The 18,199-nt window shown below is 69.5% G+C and carries 14 protein-coding genes and 1 pseudogene; 12 read left to right on the plus strand and 3 right to left on the minus strand.

What is annotated here, in order from left to right; translation table 11 throughout:
- Positions 1-5: 5 nt before the first annotated feature.
- A complete protein-coding gene (locus tag AC5JOC_RS07795) occupies positions 6-971 on the minus strand; it encodes a LacI family DNA-binding transcriptional regulator (RefSeq protein WP_124767854.1) in 966 nt (321 codons plus the stop codon).
- A gap of 154 nt (positions 972-1,125) precedes the next feature.
- Between AC5JOC_RS07795 and AC5JOC_RS07800 the strand changes: the two genes are divergently transcribed.
- The 6 genes from AC5JOC_RS07800 to rarD all read left to right on the plus strand — a co-directional run bounded on the left by AC5JOC_RS07800 (position 1,126) and on the right by rarD (position 8,665).
- The gene (locus AC5JOC_RS07800) at positions 1,126-2,643 is read left to right on the plus strand and encodes a mannitol dehydrogenase family protein (RefSeq protein WP_494246023.1); all 1,518 of its coding nucleotides are present in this window, start codon (positions 1,126-1,128) and stop codon (positions 2,641-2,643) included.
- Entirely contained in the window at positions 2,640-3,644 is a 1,005-nt protein-coding gene (locus AC5JOC_RS07805; protein ID WP_494246025.1) for an L-idonate 5-dehydrogenase, read from the plus strand. The genes AC5JOC_RS07800 and AC5JOC_RS07805 overlap by 4 nt, the downstream gene beginning before the upstream one ends.
- 63 nt (positions 3,645-3,707) lie before the next feature.
- Positions 3,708-5,099, plus strand: coding sequence for an MFS transporter (locus tag AC5JOC_RS07810; protein ID WP_086472499.1), 1,392 nt, complete (start codon positions 3,708-3,710; stop codon positions 5,097-5,099).
- A 31-nt stretch (positions 5,100-5,130) separates the two neighbouring features.
- A complete protein-coding gene (gene manD, locus AC5JOC_RS07815) occupies positions 5,131-6,372 on the plus strand; it encodes a D-mannonate dehydratase ManD (RefSeq protein WP_079704346.1) in 1,242 nt (413 codons plus the stop codon).
- Between the two features lie 163 nt (positions 6,373-6,535).
- Complete coding sequence (locus AC5JOC_RS07820) at positions 6,536-7,624, plus strand: hypothetical protein (RefSeq protein WP_494246027.1); 1,089 nt, start codon at positions 6,536-6,538, stop codon at positions 7,622-7,624.
- Between the two features lie 135 nt (positions 7,625-7,759).
- Positions 7,760-8,665, plus strand: a complete 906-nt coding sequence (rarD, locus tag AC5JOC_RS07825; RefSeq protein WP_079704349.1) for an EamA family transporter RarD — start codon at positions 7,760-7,762, stop codon at positions 8,663-8,665.
- Between the two features lie 291 nt (positions 8,666-8,956).
- Here the strand turns inward: rarD and AC5JOC_RS07830 are convergent, their stop codons facing one another.
- The gene (locus AC5JOC_RS07830) at positions 8,957-10,153 is read right to left on the minus strand and encodes a LacI family DNA-binding transcriptional regulator (RefSeq protein ID WP_494246029.1); all 1,197 of its coding nucleotides are present in this window, start codon (positions 10,151-10,153) and stop codon (positions 8,957-8,959) included.
- A 253-nt stretch (positions 10,154-10,406) separates the two neighbouring features.
- On the opposite strand from AC5JOC_RS07830, the pseudogene AC5JOC_RS07835 reads away from it, so the two are divergent.
- The 6 genes and pseudogenes from AC5JOC_RS07835 to AC5JOC_RS07860 form a co-directional block, all read left to right on the plus strand.
- Positions 10,407-12,033, plus strand: a pseudogene (locus AC5JOC_RS07835) (beta-galactosidase); the annotation flags it as partial.
- Positions 12,034-12,072: 39 nt separating this feature from the next.
- A complete protein-coding gene (locus AC5JOC_RS07840; RefSeq protein ID WP_494246357.1) occupies positions 12,073-12,315 on the plus strand; it encodes a Beta-galactosidase C-terminal domain in 243 nt (80 codons plus the stop codon).
- A complete protein-coding gene (locus tag AC5JOC_RS07845) occupies positions 12,312-13,256 on the plus strand; it encodes a carbohydrate ABC transporter permease (RefSeq protein ID WP_079704353.1) in 945 nt (314 codons plus the stop codon). Before AC5JOC_RS07840 ends, AC5JOC_RS07845 begins: the two co-directional genes overlap by 4 nt.
- Positions 13,253-14,122: a carbohydrate ABC transporter permease gene (locus AC5JOC_RS07850; protein WP_079704354.1), complete on the plus strand. Its 870-nt coding sequence runs from the start codon at positions 13,253-13,255 to the stop codon at positions 14,120-14,122. Before AC5JOC_RS07845 ends, AC5JOC_RS07850 begins: the two co-directional genes overlap by 4 nt.
- Positions 14,123-14,200: 78 nt before the next feature.
- Positions 14,201-15,523 carry an ABC transporter substrate-binding protein gene (locus AC5JOC_RS07855; RefSeq protein ID WP_159876557.1) on the plus strand — a complete coding sequence of 441 codons (1,323 nt, stop codon included), beginning with the start codon at positions 14,201-14,203 and terminating at the stop codon, positions 15,521-15,523.
- Positions 15,524-15,530: 7 nt separating this feature from the next.
- Positions 15,531-17,633 (plus strand): alpha-galactosidase, encoded by a 2,103-nt coding sequence (locus AC5JOC_RS07860; RefSeq protein WP_494246033.1) that lies wholly within the window; start codon positions 15,531-15,533, stop codon positions 17,631-17,633.
- Between the two features lie 85 nt (positions 17,634-17,718).
- On the opposite strand, the gene AC5JOC_RS07865 is transcribed toward AC5JOC_RS07860, so the two are convergent.
- The gene (locus AC5JOC_RS07865) at positions 17,719-18,132 is read right to left on the minus strand and encodes a peptidoglycan-binding domain-containing protein (protein ID WP_494246035.1); all 414 of its coding nucleotides are present in this window, start codon (positions 18,130-18,132) and stop codon (positions 17,719-17,721) included.
- Positions 18,133-18,199 lie beyond the last annotated feature (67 nt).

Genomic DNA, 18,199 nt, shown 5'->3' on the forward strand with positions numbered 1-18,199 from the left:
CCGCGTCAGTCCCGACGCGGGGCTGCGGTCGAATCGCGCACGATGAGCTGCGAGTCGAGACTCGCGACCGAACGGGGCGACCCGCCGGCCATGGCCTGGAGCAGCACCTCGACCGCCAACGACCCGCACCGGTTGATCGCGAGCCGCACGGTGGTGAGACCGGGCTGGCGGATGGACGCCATCTCGATGTCGTCGGTGCCGATGATGCTGAGGTCGTCGGGGCAGCGCTTGCCCATCGACGTGATCCCGGCGTCGATGCCGAGGGCGACCAGGTCGTTGTAGGCGATGACCGCCGTCGCGCCGCTCGCCACGATCGTGGCCGCTGCGGCGAGGCCGCCCTGGATCGAGGCCGCCTGGTGGCCCAGGCGGGTGAACTCGATGTCGAGCTGCTCGCATGCCGCCGCGACCGCGTCGCCACGGCGGAGGTCCGCCCAGGAGTGCTTCGGACCGGCCGCATAGGCGATGTGTCGGTGACCCAGTGCGGCGAGGTGTTCGACCGCCTGCCGTGGCCCGCTCTCGGTGTCCATCACGACGTAGGGGAGGCCGTCGATGATGCGGTTGACCACCACGACCGGGGTGTCGCCCACGAGCGCGCGGATCTCGTCGTCGGGGAGGCGTGGCGAGCAGAGGAGCATCCCGTTGAGCTTCCGCGCCAGTTCGAGCTGCTCGTGCTCGCGATGCAGGTCCTCATCGGTGTCGAACAACACCGGGCGGTGGCGTCCCTGCCAGGCCTGGGCGTGGACGCCCTTCAGGAGGGTCGCGTAGACCGGGCTGGCGATGTCGGGGACGATGACGCCGAACGTCTTCTCCGCCGTCGAACCGTTCGGGTTCGAGTACCCGAGGTCCGCCGCCGCCGTGAGGACCCGCTCGAGCGTCGCGTTCGCAAGGCGATCCGGCTCGCCGAACGCCCGCGACGCGGTGGCGATGGAGACGCCCGCGTGACGGGCGACATCGGTGAGGGTGGCGGTCACGGTTGATCCTTCGCGGGGTCGGGTGTACTCATGATGCGGCATCGTGCTGCCATGAAACTACTTGACAAACTTTGTACAAACCATTCAGAATCGCTTTCATGATGATCGACGTGGATCTCCTCCAGCCGACGACGCGGTGCCCCGAGGCTCGGCGATGACGGCCCTGCCGCCGCGACTGGGCGCCGGCTCGGGCCCGCGTCCGGAGCACCCGGCACCGTCCGCCGCCGGCATCCTGCACCTCGGTCTCGGCAACTTCCACCGAGCGCACCAGGCCGTCTACACGGCGGCTGCGCTCAGCGCGGGCGGCGATGAATGGGGCATCGTCGGTGTCGCATCCCGGTCCCGAGCGGTCGTCGACGCCATGCGGGCGCAGGATCTCCGCTACACGGTCGCCGAGATCTCACCCACCGGGGCCTCGTTCTCCGTGCCTGCCGTGCACACCGACGCGTTCGTCGCGGCGGAGGATCCGGAGCGCGTGGTCGGCACCCTCGCGGACGACCGCATCCGGGTCGTCACGCTGACCGTGACGGAGCACGGCTACAGCGCCTCGCCGTCGACCGGCCTCCTCGACCTGAACGACCCGCTGATCGCAGCCGACCTCCGGGGAGGTGCCCCGCAGACGACCATCGGCCAGCTCGCTCGCGGTCTGCAGCGGCGGGCTTCCGGCAGCGGCGCCCCGATCACGATCCTGAGCTGCGACAACCTGAGCGAGAACGGCGCTCGCACGGAGGCGCTCGTCCGGGCCTTCCTCTCCGAACTGCGCGGCACCGAGGGCGCGGAAGCGCTCGCCTACCTCGACAGCGCGGTCGCCTTCCCGTCCAGCATGGTCGACCGCATCGTCCCGGCGACGACCCCGCAACTGCGCGAGCTCGTGGCAGCCCGCCTCGGCGTCCGGGACGACGCACCGGTCTCCGCCGAACCGTTCACGATGTGGGCGATCGAGGACCGCTTCGCCGCTGCGCGTCCCGCCTGGGAGGCCGGAGGCGCCGTGTTCACCGACGAGGTGGGGGCGTACGAGCAGATGAAGGTGCGGCTCCTCAACGGGACGCACTCGCTCATCGCCTACCTCGGTGCGCTCCGCGGGGTGGCCACGATCTCGGAGTCGATCGCCGACACCGCCGTCGAATCCGCCGCACTGGCGATCCTCCGCGACGAGTACGAACCGTCGGTGCGGTTCCCGTCCGGCGTCGACGTCCGCACGTATGAGGGGCAGCTCTTCGAACGCTGGGCGAACCACGCCCTCGGGCACCGCACGGCGCAGGTGGGCACCGACGGGTCGGTGAAGCTGCGACAGCGCATCCCGGAGCCCGCCCTCCGTCTGCTCGAGGCCGGATCCGTTCCACACCTCATCGCCCTCACGGTCGCGGCCTACCTGTCCTGCATCGCCCCGATGCCGGGGTTCGACCCCGGTCCGCACGCGCGCGCCATGGTCGATCCGGCCCGCGAGGAGCTCGCCCGGCTGGCGGGCACGTCGACGGACGGTCGGCACCTCGCGCATCGGGTGATCGCGGAGCTGCACCTCTTCGGGCAGGACCTCGCCGAGCAGCCGACCTTCATCTCGCGGGTCGGCGAACTGATCGACACCATCCGCCGACACGGCGTCGACGCGGCCATCCGCGACAGCATCGCCGCCTCGCAGGCACCCATGACCACGACAGGAGCCAACCGATGAAGACGCTCGCGATCCACGGCGCGGAGGACATCCGCTGGGAGGACGCCCCCACCCCGGAACCACGCGACGGCGAGGTCCGCCTCCGGGTGCGGTACGTCGGTATCTGCGGCTCCGACCTGCACTACTACTTCAACGGAGCGAACGGCGAGTACGTCATCCGCGAACCGCTCACCCCCGGCCACGAGCTCTCGGCCGTCGTCGACGTGGACCCCTCCGGGCGGCTCGCCCCCGGCACCCGGGTCACCGTGCACCCGGCGCGATACGGCCCGAGCCTGCCGGGGCTCGAGGACCGCCCACACCTGCGACCCGGCGGCGACTACCTCGGGAGCGCCGCGGCGGACCCGCACCGACAGGGTGGGGCCTCGGAGTACCTGATCGTCGAACACTCGATGGTGCGCGTCCTGCCCGACGGGCTCCCGCTCGAGCGGGCGGCGCTCGCCGAACCCCTCGCGGTCGCCATGCACGCGGTCGGGCTGGCCGGCGACGTGCGCGGTGCGCGGGTCCTCGTCATCGGTGCAGGGCCCATCGGTCTGCTCGTGATCGCCGCAGCCGCCCGGGCCGGTGCAGCGAGGATCGCGGCGAGCGACATGCGCGAACAGGCACTGGAACGCGCCGCGACCGTCGGAGCCGGTGAGCTCCTCCTCGTGGGTCGCGACGCCGTCGCCGACGAGTCCTACGACGTCGTCTTCGAATGCTCCGGCGCACCGGTCGCCCTGACCCAGGCGGTTCGTGCCGCGAAACGAGGCGGGTCGATCGTCCAGGTCGGCATGCTCCCCGACGCCGACAGCCCGATCAACCTCGCCCCCATGCTCGCCAAGGAGCTCACCATCCGCGGCGCGTTCCGCTTCTCCACCGAGATCGACGACGCGATCGCGTTCCTCGCCGAGGGCGATCTCCTCGACGCCGTCGTGACCCAGGTCATCCCAGCCGAGGAGGCGGTCGACGCCTTCGCCGTCGCGCGGGACTCGTCCCGCTCGGCGAAGGTGCTCCTCGCCTTCTGAGCCACCCACCGCACACTCCCACCCCCACTTCCGCTGCATCCCGTAGGTCCGAAGGAGTACCTCATGTCAGAACCCAAGTCGTCCGTCGCCACCGGCGACCCCACCGCGAACCGATCCGTCCGCGACCTCGTCCGGGCCGCCATCTCCGGGTGGCTCGGCACCGCGCTCGAGTTCATGGACTACCAGCTCTACTCGCTGGCCGCCGCGCTCGTGTTCGCCGACCTCTTCTTCTCCAACGAGGACCCGGCCATGGCCGTCGTCGCCGCGATGGCGACGTACGGGGTCGGCTACGTCGCCCGTCCGGTCGGCGCGTTCTTCTTCGCCCGGCTCGGCGACAAGACCGGCCGGACCAAGGTCCTCTTCTACACGATCCTGCTCATGGGCCTGTCGACGACGCTCATCGGATTCCTGCCGACCTACTCGCAGGTCGGCATCCTCGCGCCGATCCTGCTGGTCCTCCTGCGGATCGCGCAGGGCTTCGGAGCCGGTGCCGAGATCTCGGGCGCCGGCGTCATGCTCGCCGAGTACGCCCCGGCCAAGCGCCGCGGCATCATCGCGTCGCTCGTGGCGCTCGGGACCAACTGCGGCACCCTGCTCGCCTCCGCGCTGTGGGCCGGTCTGCTCCTGGCGTTCAGCGAGGACGAGGTCATCGCCTGGGCCTGGCGCATCCCCTTCATCGGCAGCGTCGTGATCATGCTCTTCGCGGTCTGGGTCCGCTTCAACCTCAAGGAGAGCCCGGTCTTCGAGGAGCGCGACGACGTCGTCGACGGCAAGGCGCTCACCAAGCAGGAGACCATCGCCCTCGCGACCGAGACCGGCAACCTCCGCACCCTCGAGGCCATGAACCGCAAGCCGATCAAGGCGTTCAGCATCGCGCTCCTGCTGCGGTTCGGTCAGGCCGGCAACTCGGGACTCGTCCAGACGTACCTCATCAGCTACATCACCGTCGTCCTGCTGCTGGACCGGTCGATCGGGGTGAACGCCGTCATCGTCTCCTCGCTCGTCGCCTTCATCACCGTGCCGCTCTCCGGCTGGCTCGGTGACCGGTACGGACGGAAGCGCATGTACATGGTGTGGGCGATCATCGCGCTCATCATCATCGTCCCGACCATGCTCATGATCCACAGCAAGGACACCGTCCAGGTGTTCGTCGGCTACGTCGTCCTGCACAACCTGGCCGTGATGAGCTTCGCGTCGCTCGAGAACCTGACCCTGCCGGAACTCTTCGGCGCGCGGAACCGCTACACCTACACCGCGATGGCCCGGGAGATCGCCGCGATCGTCGCGACCGGCGCTGGCCCCGTCATCGCCGCCGCCTGGGTGTCCGCCGCCACCGGCTCCTTCATCCCGATCATCATCATGCTCGGCGTCTTCACCCTCTGCGCCCTGGTCGCGTCCATCTGGATGCCCGAGGTCGCCGGTCGGGACCTCACCGACCCGCGCGACGCCATCTGACCGGCACCCGACCTCCTCGAAAGGAACCTCCATGAGCATCGAACGCGCGGACGTCATCGTCACGAGTCCCGGCCGGAACTTCGTCACCCTGAAGATCACCACCAGCGACGGCGTCGTGGGCTGGGGCGACGCGACCCTCAACGGGCGCGAGCTCGCCGTCGCGTCGTACCTCGGCGACCACGTCGCGTCGATGCTGATCGGCCGCGACGAGGACCGCATCGAGGACACCTGGCAGTACCTGTACCGCGGACCGTACTGGCGGCGCGGCCCCGTCACGATGGCGGCCATCGCCGCGGTGGACATGGCGCTCTGGGACATCAAGGCCAAGAAGGCCGGGGTGCCGTTGTACCAGCTGCTCGGCGGGGCGAGTCGATCGGGGATCCGGGCGTACGCCCACGCCTCGGGGACGGACTACCAGGCGCTCGCCAACGCGATCACCGGGTACCAGGAGCTCGGGTTCACCGCGGTGCGCGTCCAGACCGGTGTGCCGGGGCTCGGGCAGGTCTACGGGGTGTCCGCCTCAGGGCCCGGGGTCCGCTACGACTACGAGCCGGCGAAGCGCGCGGCGGACGGCTCGGCAGCCACGGCACCGACCGAGGAGTCCTGGGACACCGCCGGCTACCTCGCGCACATGCCGGGCGTCTTCGAACGGATCCGCGAGGACTTCGGGACGGGCCTCCGGATCCTGCATGACGGACACCACCGCATGTCGCCGATCGAGGCCGCCCGGTTCGCGAAGGACATCGAGCCGTACAAGCTCTTCTGGCTCGAGGACTGCACACCGGGGGAGGACCAGACCGCCCTGCGACTCGTCCGCCAGCACTCGACCACGCCGCTGGCCATCGGCGAGGTCTTCAACTCGGTGTACGACTACCAGACCCTCATCACCGAGCGCCTCATCGACTACGTCCGCTCGGCGGTGACGCACACCGGTGGCATCACGGCGATGAAGAAACTGCTCGACTTCGCGGCGATCTACGGGATCCGTTCCGGCATCCACGGCCCCACCGACATCTCGCCCATCGGGATGGCCGCAGCGCTGCACCTCGACCTCGCGATCCACAACTTCGGGATCCAGGAGTACATGCCGCACAACGAGCAGACCCTCGAGGTGTTCCAGACCTCCTTCACCTTCGACGACGGCTTCCTGCACCCCGGCGAGCAGCCCGGCCTCGGCGTCGAACTCGACGAGGACGCGGCCGCCGCGTTCGAGTACACGAAGGCGTACCTGCCGGTGAACCGGCTGACGGACGGCACCGTCCACGACTGGTGAGCGGCGGCGGCGGTGGCATCTGGTGCTCCGCGGCCGTGAGGTGAGATGATGCGGTGCTGCCTCGAACGCGTGCGGTCCTCCGCCACGTCCGTCCCGATGCGCGAGGCGCTGCGGGTTCCGGGACGGCAGCTCCTCCCTGCGACCCGGAATCGAAGGATGCCCGGTGCACGAGGACCCGACCGTCGGCGCGGCCGACACCGCTGAACCAGTCACCCGAGGCGGCAGCGTCGCCCCCGTCGCTTCGCCGTCGCACCGACTGCGTCCGGTCGCCTTCGGCGGTGTCATCGCCGCCACGGTCGTCGTCGCCGCGGCCTGGGTGGTCGGCGCGTCGGTGTCGCTGACGGCGGCCACGGCACCGTCGGTGATGCTGCAGCCGTACCTCGACGCACTGGAGGACGGGCACCTCGAACGGGCGGTCGCGATGGACGGGACCGCTGCCGCCGCCGCCGAACTCGGCTACAGCGTCGACCTCCTGACCGATGAGCGGTACGCGCTCGCGACCGACCGCCCGACGGCCTATCGCGTCGGAGCGACCCGGACCGAGAACGGGGTCGCCACGGTCGACGTCGCGTTCGAGCGCGGCGGTGAACGACAGACCACGGCGTTCACGCTGCGCTCACAGCCGTCCGGCTTCCTGTGGTTCAGCGCGTGGCGCATCGAACCGGCGAGCCTGCCGACCATCACGGTGCCCACGGTCAGGTTCGGTGCGCTGGACCTCTCCGTCGGAGGCGAGCACGTGGGCACAGTGGATGAGACGACGGTCTACGTCGTCGGACCGGGGAAGTACGACATCGCGGCCGACTCGACCACCGGCTTCTTCGACTTCGAGGTGCCCAGCGTGGAGGCCGAATGGGACGGCAGGCCGACGGCGTATCTGTACCCGACACTGACGGCGCTCGGGCAGGAGGGGGCGACCGCTGCGGTCCACGCGTACGTGGACGCCTGCATCGCATCGACGTCCTATGAACCCGAGGGCTGCTCCATCGCGATCGACAATTCGGAGGGCGACGAGATGTCGGGCGTCACCTGGCTGTTGACCCGTGGTCCCGAGTTCGAGTTCTCGGAGTACTCCGCGACGGCGGGGTTCCTCGTGACCACCACCCGTCGGGGTAGTGCCGACTTCCTCGCCGCGTTCGCCTCGGCGTCGGGCGAATACGGCATCGTGACCGCGGAGGACTGCGAGGTGTGGGTGGACGGTGCCGTCGTGTTGTCGACCGACGGCACGTGGACCTTCGACCCGTACACCTGGTGAGCGTGGGCGATGTCATGCACCAGATGAGGGGTGGGGACGCGTGAAGTACGTTCCAGCGTTCGGCCTGAAGGCGCAGGTGTTCATGCTCTGTGTGGCGCGAGCTGAGCTGCCCGCGCGACGATAGGGTGAGGACCCGTGACGGCCGCCCTTCCCCCTGAGCATCGCGAGACGACGCCCCGCGGGGTCCTCGTCTCCGTCGTCGCCTCGTTCCTGTTCGCGGCGCTGTTCTTCCTGCCACCGCTGCTGGAGCCGTTCGGGGCGAACGAGATCTTCGCCTGGCGCGTGATCGCGACGGTGCCGGTGCTGGCGACGCTCATCGTCGTGTTCGGGTGGTGGCGGGACGTCCGCGACATCGCGGTCCGTCTCGCGCGTCGTCCGCTCCTCGTCCTCGTGGTCGTGGTCGACGGGCTCCTGCTGTCCCTGCAGCTGTGGCTCTTCGGTTGGGCACCGCAGACGGGGCACGGGCTCGAACTCGCGCTCGGCTACCTCCTGATGCCACTGGCGATGGTCGTGGTCGGCGTCGTCCTGCATCGGGAGCGACTCGCACCGCTCCGGATCGCTGCGGTCGCCGCAGCCGCCATCGGCGTCACCGCCGCGATCGTCGTGGCCGGTGGGCTGTCCTGGGCGACCATCGCGGTCGCGGTCGGCTACCCGGTGTACTTCGCGATCCGGCGCCGAGCCGGGCTCGACTCGATCGGTGCGTTCTGCTTCGAGCTGGCGGTCCTCGTCCCCGCCGCGATCGTGCTGGCGCTGCAACCGTCCTCACTCGCCATCCTGGCCGCGCACCCGCAGCTGGGTTGGGGGATCGTGCTCCTCGGGGTGATCGGTGGCGTCGCCCTCGTGCTGTACCTCGTCGCGAGTCGCCTGCTGTCGTTCGGCGTCTTCGGACTGCTCAGCTACCTGGAACCGGTGCTGCTGGTCCTCGTGGCGGTCCTCCTCCTCGGCGAATCACTGACGCTCGCCGACGGGTTCGTCTACGGCCCGATCGTCGTCGCGCTCATCCTGCTGGGGCTCGAGACCTCGCGCCGGCCACCGCGCTGACCGTCCTCCCACCGCACGGCGCGTCGCCGTGAACCTGTGAAGTCAAGCCTCGTGGACCGGTCCGTGCGCCGACGTAGCCTGAGGTCATGGTCACGAAGCATGCTCCAGCAGTGTCGCTCGAGCCGTCCTTTCCCTCGCAGCACGATGTGTCTCCAGCGCGAGACTCGTCCGAACGGCACCACGTCGTCCCGATCGGTGCCCGGCAATGGCGGATCTCGAACGACGCCGATCCCTCCTCACCCGAGTGCTGTCTCGCGTACGTCGAGGCACAGGGCACCGGTTACGACGTGCTCATCGTCGCGCCCAGCCCGCCTGAATGGCTGCACGTGGACACCTTCGACGAGGCCAAGCGCGCCGCGATCCGACGGCCGTCACCGCAGCTCTGAGTCGCTCCTCCGGCATTCGTTCGCCCATTCTTGGGCGACGGAGTGCTGGTTCGCCCAAGAATGGGCGAACGAACGGGTTCAGACGCTCCCGCGACGCACGATCGACGTGGGGACGAACGAGCCGACCGGCGAGATCGTTCTCGCCCCGGAGCTGGGCGAGGAGCACTTCCGCCGCGCGCTGACCGACGGCCGCCGCCGGCTGGTGGACGGTGGTGAGCGGCGGGTGGCAACGGAGCGCCCACGCCGAGTCGTCGAAGCCGACGACCGACACGTCCTCCGGCACACTCCGCCCTGCCGCACGGAGGGCTTCGAGCGCTCCGGCCGCGACGGCGTCCGAAGCCGCGAACACGCCGTCGACGGCCGGCTCCCGGCGCAGCAGCTCCGACATGCCGGCGAAGCCGTCCTGGTGCGAGTAGAGCGGGACCTCCACGACGAGTCGGTCGTCGAAGCGGTCGCCGAGCGCATCGCGGAACCCGGCGAGTCGGTCGGAGCCGGAGTCCCGGTCGAGGGCTGCCGCGATCATGCCGATGTGCCGTCGGCCGGCGCCGATCAGCTCACCGGTGATGTCGACCGATGCCGACCGGTTGTCGATCCCGACGAAGGGGAGCTCACGGAGGTCGGGCGGGTGGCCCACGAAGGTCGCCGGGAGGCCGAGGCGCTCGATGACGCGCGTGATCGGGTCGTTCTGGCGCGCGGACACCATGATCACCCCGTCGACGAAGCCGCCCGAGAGGTACCGGGTGATGCGGTCGGTGTCGCGCTCGGAGTCGACGACCAGACAGACGAGCTGGTGGTCGGCCTGTGACAGGGCCTCGTTCGCCCCGAGCAGGATGTTGCCGATGTTGGGGTCGTCGACGAACAGGCTGTGCGGCTCGTGGACGACGAACCCGACGGCCTGGGTGCGCTGCATGACGAGGTTCCGGGCGGCCGTGTTCGGCACGTAGCCGACCTTCTCGATGGCGGCCTCGATCGCCTCGCGCGCTTCGGCCGACACGTAGCGCTCGCCGTTGACGACCCGGCTGACCGTGCCCCGGGAGACGCCGGCTTCGACGGCGACATCGTGCACCGTCGCTCGTTTGCGTCGGGTCGGCGGAGGGGTCACGGCTCCACCCTAGCGCCGGTCCGGGCGGCCTTCGGCGGGCTCCGTGTTGACAGATTCAGAAACGCACGCCTACTCTGTGTACGTTCACAGACTCTCAACGTGGAGTTGTCGCTCTTCGATCTGTGCACGTTCACAGATCGCGGAAGGCACCATGAGCACGACCCCCACGTTCAGCCACGACGGCATCGCCTACGGCTGCGACTACAACCCCGAGCAGTGGGATCGGTCCGTCTGGCGCGAAGACGTCGCGCTCATGCAGGAGGCGGGCGTCGACCTCGTCGCCCTCAACATCTTCGGCTGGTCGCACCTCGAGCCACGGCCGGGGGAGTTCGACTTCGCCGGGCTCGACGAGATCCTCGACCTGCTCCACGAGGCCGGCATCCGGGTCAACCTCGGGACCGGCACCGCATCGGCCCCACCGTGGCTGACGTTCCGGCACCCGGAGATCCTCCCCGAGACCGAGGACGGGACGACGCGCTTCCCCGGCGGTCGCCAGGCCTGGTGCCCGTCGTCCGCGGTCTTCCGTCGCTACGCCCTCGAACTCGTCGAGCGCGTCGCCGTCCGCTACGGCGCGCACCCCGCCGTCGAGCTCTGGCACGTGTCGAACGAACTCGGCTGCCACAACGCGCTCTGCTACGACGACGAGAGCGCCGAGGCCTTCCGGGGCTGGCTCCGCGCCCGCTACGAGACGATCGAGCGTCTGAACACCGCGTGGGGCACGTCGTTCTGGAGCCAGCAGTACAGCGACTTCGCCGAGATCCTGCCGCCGCGCCTGACCCTGTCGAGCCGGAACCCGAGCCAGGTCATCGACTTCCACCGCTTCTCCTCCGACGAGCTCCTCGGCTACTACCGGGCCGAGCTCGAGGTCCTGCGCCGCCACAGCTCCGTGCCCGTCACGACCAACTTCATGGTCACCGCGCACATCCGGAACCTCGACTACTGGCAGTGGGCGCCCGAGATGGACGTCGTCGCCAACGACCACTACCTCGACAACCGCCTCGCGGACCCCACGGCCGAACTCGCGTTCGCGAGCGACCTCACGCGCGGTCTCGCCGGGTGGCGGCGCGTGGTTGCTCATGGAGCAGTCCACCGGTGCGGTCAACTGGCAGCCGCAGAACCTCGCGAAGGCACCGGGCGAGATGACCCGGAACTCCCTCACGCACGTCGCGAAGGGCGCGGAGGCGATCTGCTTCTTCCAGTGGCGCGCGTCGCTGCAGGGCTCGGAGAAGTTCCACTCGGCCCTCCTGCCGCACGCGGGCACCGACTCCGACGTGTGGCGCGAGGTCGTCGAGCTGGGCGGCACGCTCGACCGACTCGACGAGATCACCGGCACGCGCGTCCAGGCCGACGTGGCGCTCCTCTTCTCCTGGGAGAACTGGTGGGCCGCCGACGGCGAGAGCCGCCCGACCCACGCGATCGACCACCTCTCGCAGGTCCACGCGGTCCACGCGTCGCTGCGTCGTCTGGGTCACACCGTCGACGTCGTGCGTCCGGGCGCCGACCTCTCCGCCTACCGGCTCGTCGTCGTCCCGAACCTGTACCTGGTGCGCGACAGCGAGGCCGCGGTCGTCTCGGACTTCGTCGCGGCCGGTGGGCACGCCGTCGTCACGTTCTTCAGCGGGATCGCCGACGAGGAGGACCGGGTCCGCCCCGGCGGCTACCCCGGTGCGTTCCGCGAGCTGCTCGGCGTCAACGTCGAGGAGTTCGCCCCCGTCCTCCCCGGCCAGGTGCTGACGCTCGCGTCGGGCCGGACCGCGACGGCATGGTCCGAGCGGACCCGCGCCCGCGGAGCCGAGGTCGTCGACTCCTTCGCCGACGGCCCGTCGGCCGGTCGCCCGGCCATCACGCGCAACCGCATCGCGGGTGGCGGCGACGCCTGGTACCTCGCGACGAACCTGGACGCCGGCGCACTCGACGAGGTGCTCCGCGACGCAGCCGCGGGGGCCGGGGCGCTGCCACAGGGTGATCCGGACCAGCCGGGCCTCGAGGTCGTCCGCCGCGCCGATGAGGGACGGAGCTACCTCTTCCTCATCAACCACTCGACGAACGACGTCGAGCTGCCGGCCAGCGGGCGCGAGCTCGTCACCGGCGAACCCGTCGACTCCATCGCACGCGTGCCAGCCGGCGCCGTGCGCGTCATCAGAGAGGACCGCACGCGATGAGCGTCAACATCGAGACGGCCGAGGCGACGTCGCCACGGCCCGTCCGCCCGCCGAGGGCGGCCAAGCTGCCGAAGGCGGTGGTGCAGCACAAGCGGGCGATCGCCATCTTCATCGTCCCGTTCGCCGTGCTGTTCGCGCTGTTCTACCTCGTGCCGATCGGGTACGCGGTCTACCAGTCGCTGCTCGTGATCGAGCGTGACGGCACCTTCGGTCAGGCCCGGGAGGTGTTCGGCGGACTGGCGCAGTACGTGCAGGTCTTCCAGAACGGCCCGTTCTGGCAGTCCGTCGGACGGGTGCTCCTGTTCGGCGTCGTCCAGGTGCCGGTGATGCTCGGGCTCGCGCTCCTCTTCGCGCTGCTGCTCGACTCGCCGCTCCTGCGGGGCAAGCGGTTCTTCCGCCTCGCGTTCTTCGTCCCGTACGCGGTGCCCGGCGTGATCGCCGCCATCATGTGGGGCTTCCTCTACTCGCCGAACCTGTCGCCGTTCACCGCGGTCACGCAGAGCGTGGACTTCCTCTCGGCCGATCTCGTGCTCTGGGCCATCGCGAACGTCGTCACCTGGGTGTTCGTCGGCTACAACATGCTCATCATCTACTCCTCGCTGCTCTCCATCCCCACCGAGATCTACGAGGCCGCCCGGCTCGACGGCGCCGGTCAGGCGCGCATCGCCTGGTCGATCAAGATCCCGCTCGTGATGCCGGCGATCGTACTCACGGCGATCTTCTCGATCATCGGCACGCTGCAGCTCCTCGCCGAGCCGCAGGTGTTCCGCACCTTCAGCTCGGCCGTCAGCAGCACCTTCACCCCGAACCTCACCGTCTACACCACCTCGTCCATCCCGAACGTGAACCTCGCAGCCGCCTTCTCGGTCGTGCTCGCGTTGGCGACCTTCGTCCTCTCCTTCGGGTTCCTGAAGTTCACGCAGCGAAAGGAAGGCAAATGACCGCCATCCTGTCCACCGGCCGCGGCCCGCAGGAGAGCCGCCTGTCGCGCGCCGGCGCGCTCATCGTGATGCTCGTCTTCACGCTCTACTTCCTCATCCCCATCTGGTGGCTGTTCATCGCCTCGACGAAGTCGTCAGCGCAGTTCGGCAACTCGGCTCCGCTCTGGTTCGCGGACTTCAACCTGTTCGAGAACATCGGCCAGCTCGTCGCCTACCGCGACGGCGTCTACCTCAAGTGGATGCTGAACTCGGTGCTCTACGCCGGCCTCGGCGCACTGCTCGGCACGCTCTTCGCAGCCATGTGCGGCTACGCCCTCGCGAAGTACCGGTTCCCGGGACGCGACCTGATCTTCAACGTCGTCCTCGGCGGTGTGCTCGTCCCCGCGACCGCGCTCGCGCTCCCGCTGTTCCTCATCTTCAGCCAGGTGGGCCTCACGAACACGTTCTGGGCGGTCTTCCTGCCCTCGCTGGTGAGCCCCTTCGGTGTCTACCTGACGCGGATCTTCGCGGCGTCGAGCGTGCCCGAGGAACTCCTCGAGGCCTCGCGTCTCGACGGCGCCGGTGAGATCCGGACCTTCTTCACCATCTCCGTGCGACTCATGTTCCCGGCGCTCGTCACCGTGTTCCTCTTCCAGTTCGTCGCCATCTGGAACAACTTCTTCCTGCCGCTCATCATGCTGCGCGACGAAGCCCTGTTCCCGGTCACCCTCGGGCTCTACTCCTGGAACTCGCAGGTCAACCAGATCCCCGAACTGCGCCTCTACGTCCTCGTCGGCGCATTCCTGTCGATCATCCCGCTCGTCATCACCTTCCTCCTGCTCCAGCGGTTCTGGCGCTCCGGCCTCGGTGCCGGCGCCGTGAAGTAGTCGGACCGACGAGCAGACACTCCTCTCCATCCCGCACCAACACCCATCCCGCACCATTCACAGAAGAACGGATTCGCTATGAACCTCAAGAGAACAGCGGTCGCCGCAGCGGTGCTGTCGGCCGTCGTCCTGAGCGGCTGCTCCTCCACCGGGTCGGAGGGCGGCAGTGCTGCTGCCTCCTGCGCCCCGGCCGAGGGCAAGGTCGACCTCAGCTTCACCTCCTGGATCCCCGGCATCGAAGAGGTCGTCGACGTCTGGAACAAGGAGAACCCCGACATCCAGGTCAAGGTCCAGACCGGCCCGAACGGCAACAGCGGTACCTACCAGAACTTCTTCAACCAGCTGAAGGCCGGCAACGCCCCCGACCTCGGCCAGATCGAGTACGACGCCCTGCCGAACTTCCGCGTGCAGAACGGCCTCATGGACCTCGGTGCGTGCGACGACGTCATGGCCGCCAAGGACGACTTCGTCGACTGGACCTGGGGTCAGGTCTCGCTCGGTGAGTCCGACTCGGTCTACGCCGTCCCGCAGGACTCCGGCCCGATGGCCATGTTCTACCGCGCCGACCTGTTCGAGCAGAACGGGATCGCCATCCCGACGACGTGGGCCGAGTACAAGGAGGCCGCCAAGAAGGTCCGCGCCACCGGTGCGTACATCACGAACTTCTCGCAGGGCGACATCAACCAGTTCGCCGGCTTCGTCTGGCAGGCCGGCGGCAGCTGGTTCAACAACGACGGCTCCGACTGGACCGTCGACCTGACCGACCCCGCCTCCAAGAAGGTCGCCGACTACTGGCAGGACCTGATCGACGAGGACCTCGTCTCGACCGTCCCCACCTGGACGACCGAGTGGGACAACGCCTACAACTCCAGCGCCGCCTGGACCTGGAACTCCGCCGTCTGGGGCGCGAACTCCATCGCGTCGGGTGCTCCCGACACCGCCGGCAAGTGGGCCGTCGCGAAGGCTCCGCAGTGGGAGGCCGGCGACTCCGCGGCCGGCAACTGGGGCGGTTCCTCGACCGCCGTCTTCACCGGTTCCAAGCACCCCTATGAGGCGTCGAAGTTCGCGCTGTGGCTGAACACCTCCGACGAGGCGCTCACCATGCTCAACAAGAGCGCCAACATCTACCCGGCGACGAAGGAGGGCCTGAACCTGCCCGTCCTCAAGGAGGGCGTCGACTTCTACGGCGGCCAGCCGATCTACGATGTCTTCGCGGAGGCTTCCTCCGAGGTGTCTGAGGACTTCGCCTGGGGTCCGACGATGACGCAGACGTACAACGACGTGTCCGACGGCTTCAAGGCTGCGGTCTCCGGTGACGGAACCCTGCTCGACGCCCTCACCAAGGGCCAGTCCGCGACGATCGACGCCCTGAAGGCGCAGTCCATCCCCGTCAAGGAGTAACAGAACAGTGATCCACCACCTTCGTGCCGCGGGCGTCAGCCTGATCGTCGACGCCCGCGGCACGAAGGTGCCCACCATCCTCCACTGGGGAGCCGATGTCGGCGAACTCGCCGCCGACTCCCTCATCGCCCTCGCCCACGGGCTGACGCCGGCGATCCCGCCCTCCTCCATCGACGCCCCGCCGCGCCTCAGCCTCCTGCCCACCGTGTTCGACGGTTGGAGCGGCCGCCCGGGTGTCGGCGTGCACCGGCCGGGCGGAACCGATGCGTCGAACCTGCTCGCGCTGCGGCTGATCGACCAGCAGGCCACCGACACCTCGCTGGTCCTGACGACGTCCGACGAGCGTGCCGCGGTGGCGATCGTCTCGACGATCGAGTTGACCCCCCAGGGCGTGCTCCGCGTCCGGCACACCGTGCGGAACGACGCCGAGGTCGACCGACCACTCGCCGTCGACGCCCTCGCCGTCGTGCTCCCGGTTCCCGACCGCGCCACCGAACTCCTCGACTTCACCGGTCTCTGGACGCACGAGCGCACGCCGCAGCGCCACCGCCTCGGGCAGGGTGCCTGGACGCGCGAGCACCGTCACGGACGACCCGGTCACGACGACGCGTTCCTGTCCGTCACGGGCGCACCAGGCTTCGACTTCCGCAGCGGCGAGGTGTGGGCGACGCACCTCGCGTGGAGCGGCGACAAGGTGATCTGGAGCGAGCGCTCGCCACTCGGCCCCGTGGTCACCGGCTCCGGTGAACTCCTCGCGCCCGGCGAGGTCACGCTAGCGCCGGGGGAGACCTACGAGTCGCCGTGGACGGTCGCCGTCTACTCCGACGCGGGTCTCGACGGCGTCTCCGCGCGACTGCACCCCTGGATCCGCTCGTGGAGCACGATCACGAAGCCCCGCCCGGTGGTGCTGAACACCTGGGAGGCCGTGTACTTCGACCACGACCTGCCGACACTGCTCACCCTCGTCGAGCAGGCGAAGCGCGTCGGCGTCGAGCGGTTCGTCCTGGACGACGGCTGGTTCACCGGCCGCACGGACGACCGCCGTGCGCTGGGCGACTGGTTCGTCGACCCGGAACGCTGGGCGGGCGGGCTGTCGCCACTCATCGACGCGGTGACCGGTGCCGGCATGGACTTCGGGCTGTGGGTCGAGCCGGAGATGGTCAACCCCGACTCGGAGCTCGCGCGCACGCATCCCGATTGGGTCCTCGGGCATCCGGACGCTCCGAGCTGGCGCTTCCAACGGGTGCTCGACCTGGACAACCCGGACGCCTTCGCCTACCTCCTCGGCCGACTCGACGCGTTGCTGACCGAGTACGACATCGCGTTCCTCAAGTGGGACCACAACCGCGACCTCCTCGGCGGCTCGGCGCACCGGCAGACGACGGCGCTCTACCGACTGCTCGACGAGGTGCGTGCCCTGCATCCCGGTGTCGACATCGAGTCGTGCGCGTCAGGTGGCGCGAGGATCGACCTCGGCATCCTCGAACGGGTCGAGCGGGTGTGGACGAGCGACACGAACGACCCGCTCGAGCGGCAGTCGATCCAGCGCTATACGGGGCTCGTGATCCCACCGGAGTATCTCGGCGGTCACCTCGGTGCGGCGCGCTCGCACACCACCTGGCGCACCTCGGACCTCGCGTTCCGCCTGGCCACAGCCCTCTTCGGGAGCGCTGGCATCGAGTGGAACCTCAACGAGGCGAGCGAGTCGGAACTCGAGCTGATCGCGGCATGGATCGCGCACTACAAGCGCCTCCGCCCGCTGCTGCACACGGGCGAGGTCGTCCGCATGGACAGCGCCGACCCGGCACTGCACGCGCACGGGGTGATCGCCCAGGACCGCTCGTCCGCGATCGTCGCGCAGGTGGCGCTCGCCGCACCGCTGACGGCGATCCCCGCGCCACTTCGCGTGCCCGGCCTCGATCCCGAGCGTCGCTATCGGGTCCGCCCGCTCGACCTCGGCGCGCCCGCCCGGTCGATCCAGGACGTGCCGCCGGTGTGGCTGACCGAGGGCTCGGTCGTGCTCACCGGCCGCGCGCTGGCCGAGGTCGGGATCGCGATGCCGCTCCTCGCTCCCGAGCAGGCGCAGCTCTTCACCCTCGACGCGGAGTAACCGCCGCGTTCGTCCGCCCGTTCCCGGGCGAACGAGAACTCCCTCGCCCGAACACGGGCGAGGGAGTGTCGTCGTGCGGGTCCGGTCAGATGTTGCAGCCGGAGGCGCGAGCCGCGTCGTACGGGTACCACGAGATCGGGCCGGGGCCCATCTGCGGCCCGCAGAGGATGTTCCAGGTCTCGGCGCCCACGACGCCGTCGACCTGCATGCCCCAGTACGTCTGGAAGGCGACGACGGCCGCCCGGGTCTGCTCGCCGAACTGACCGTCGACCTCCAGGTTGGACACACCACCGGGGATCCTCGGTCCGAAGGCGTTGAGGAGCGTCTGGATGTTGGCGACGCAACTCCCGTCGCCACCGGCGGAGTACTGGTAGTCGACGCACTGGCCGGCGGCTTGGGCCGGTGCGGCGGTCGCCACGCCGCCGACGGAGCCGGCGATGGCAAGGCCGAGGGCGGCCCCCGCGAGGGCGATCCTGCTGCGCATCGTTCGTGTGGTCATGATGTTCCTCTCGTTCGACTGCTCGGACATCACGAGCGTAGGTCGAGCGTCTCGAGCGGTGAATGGG

The organism is Plantibacter sp., assembly GCF_059073635.1.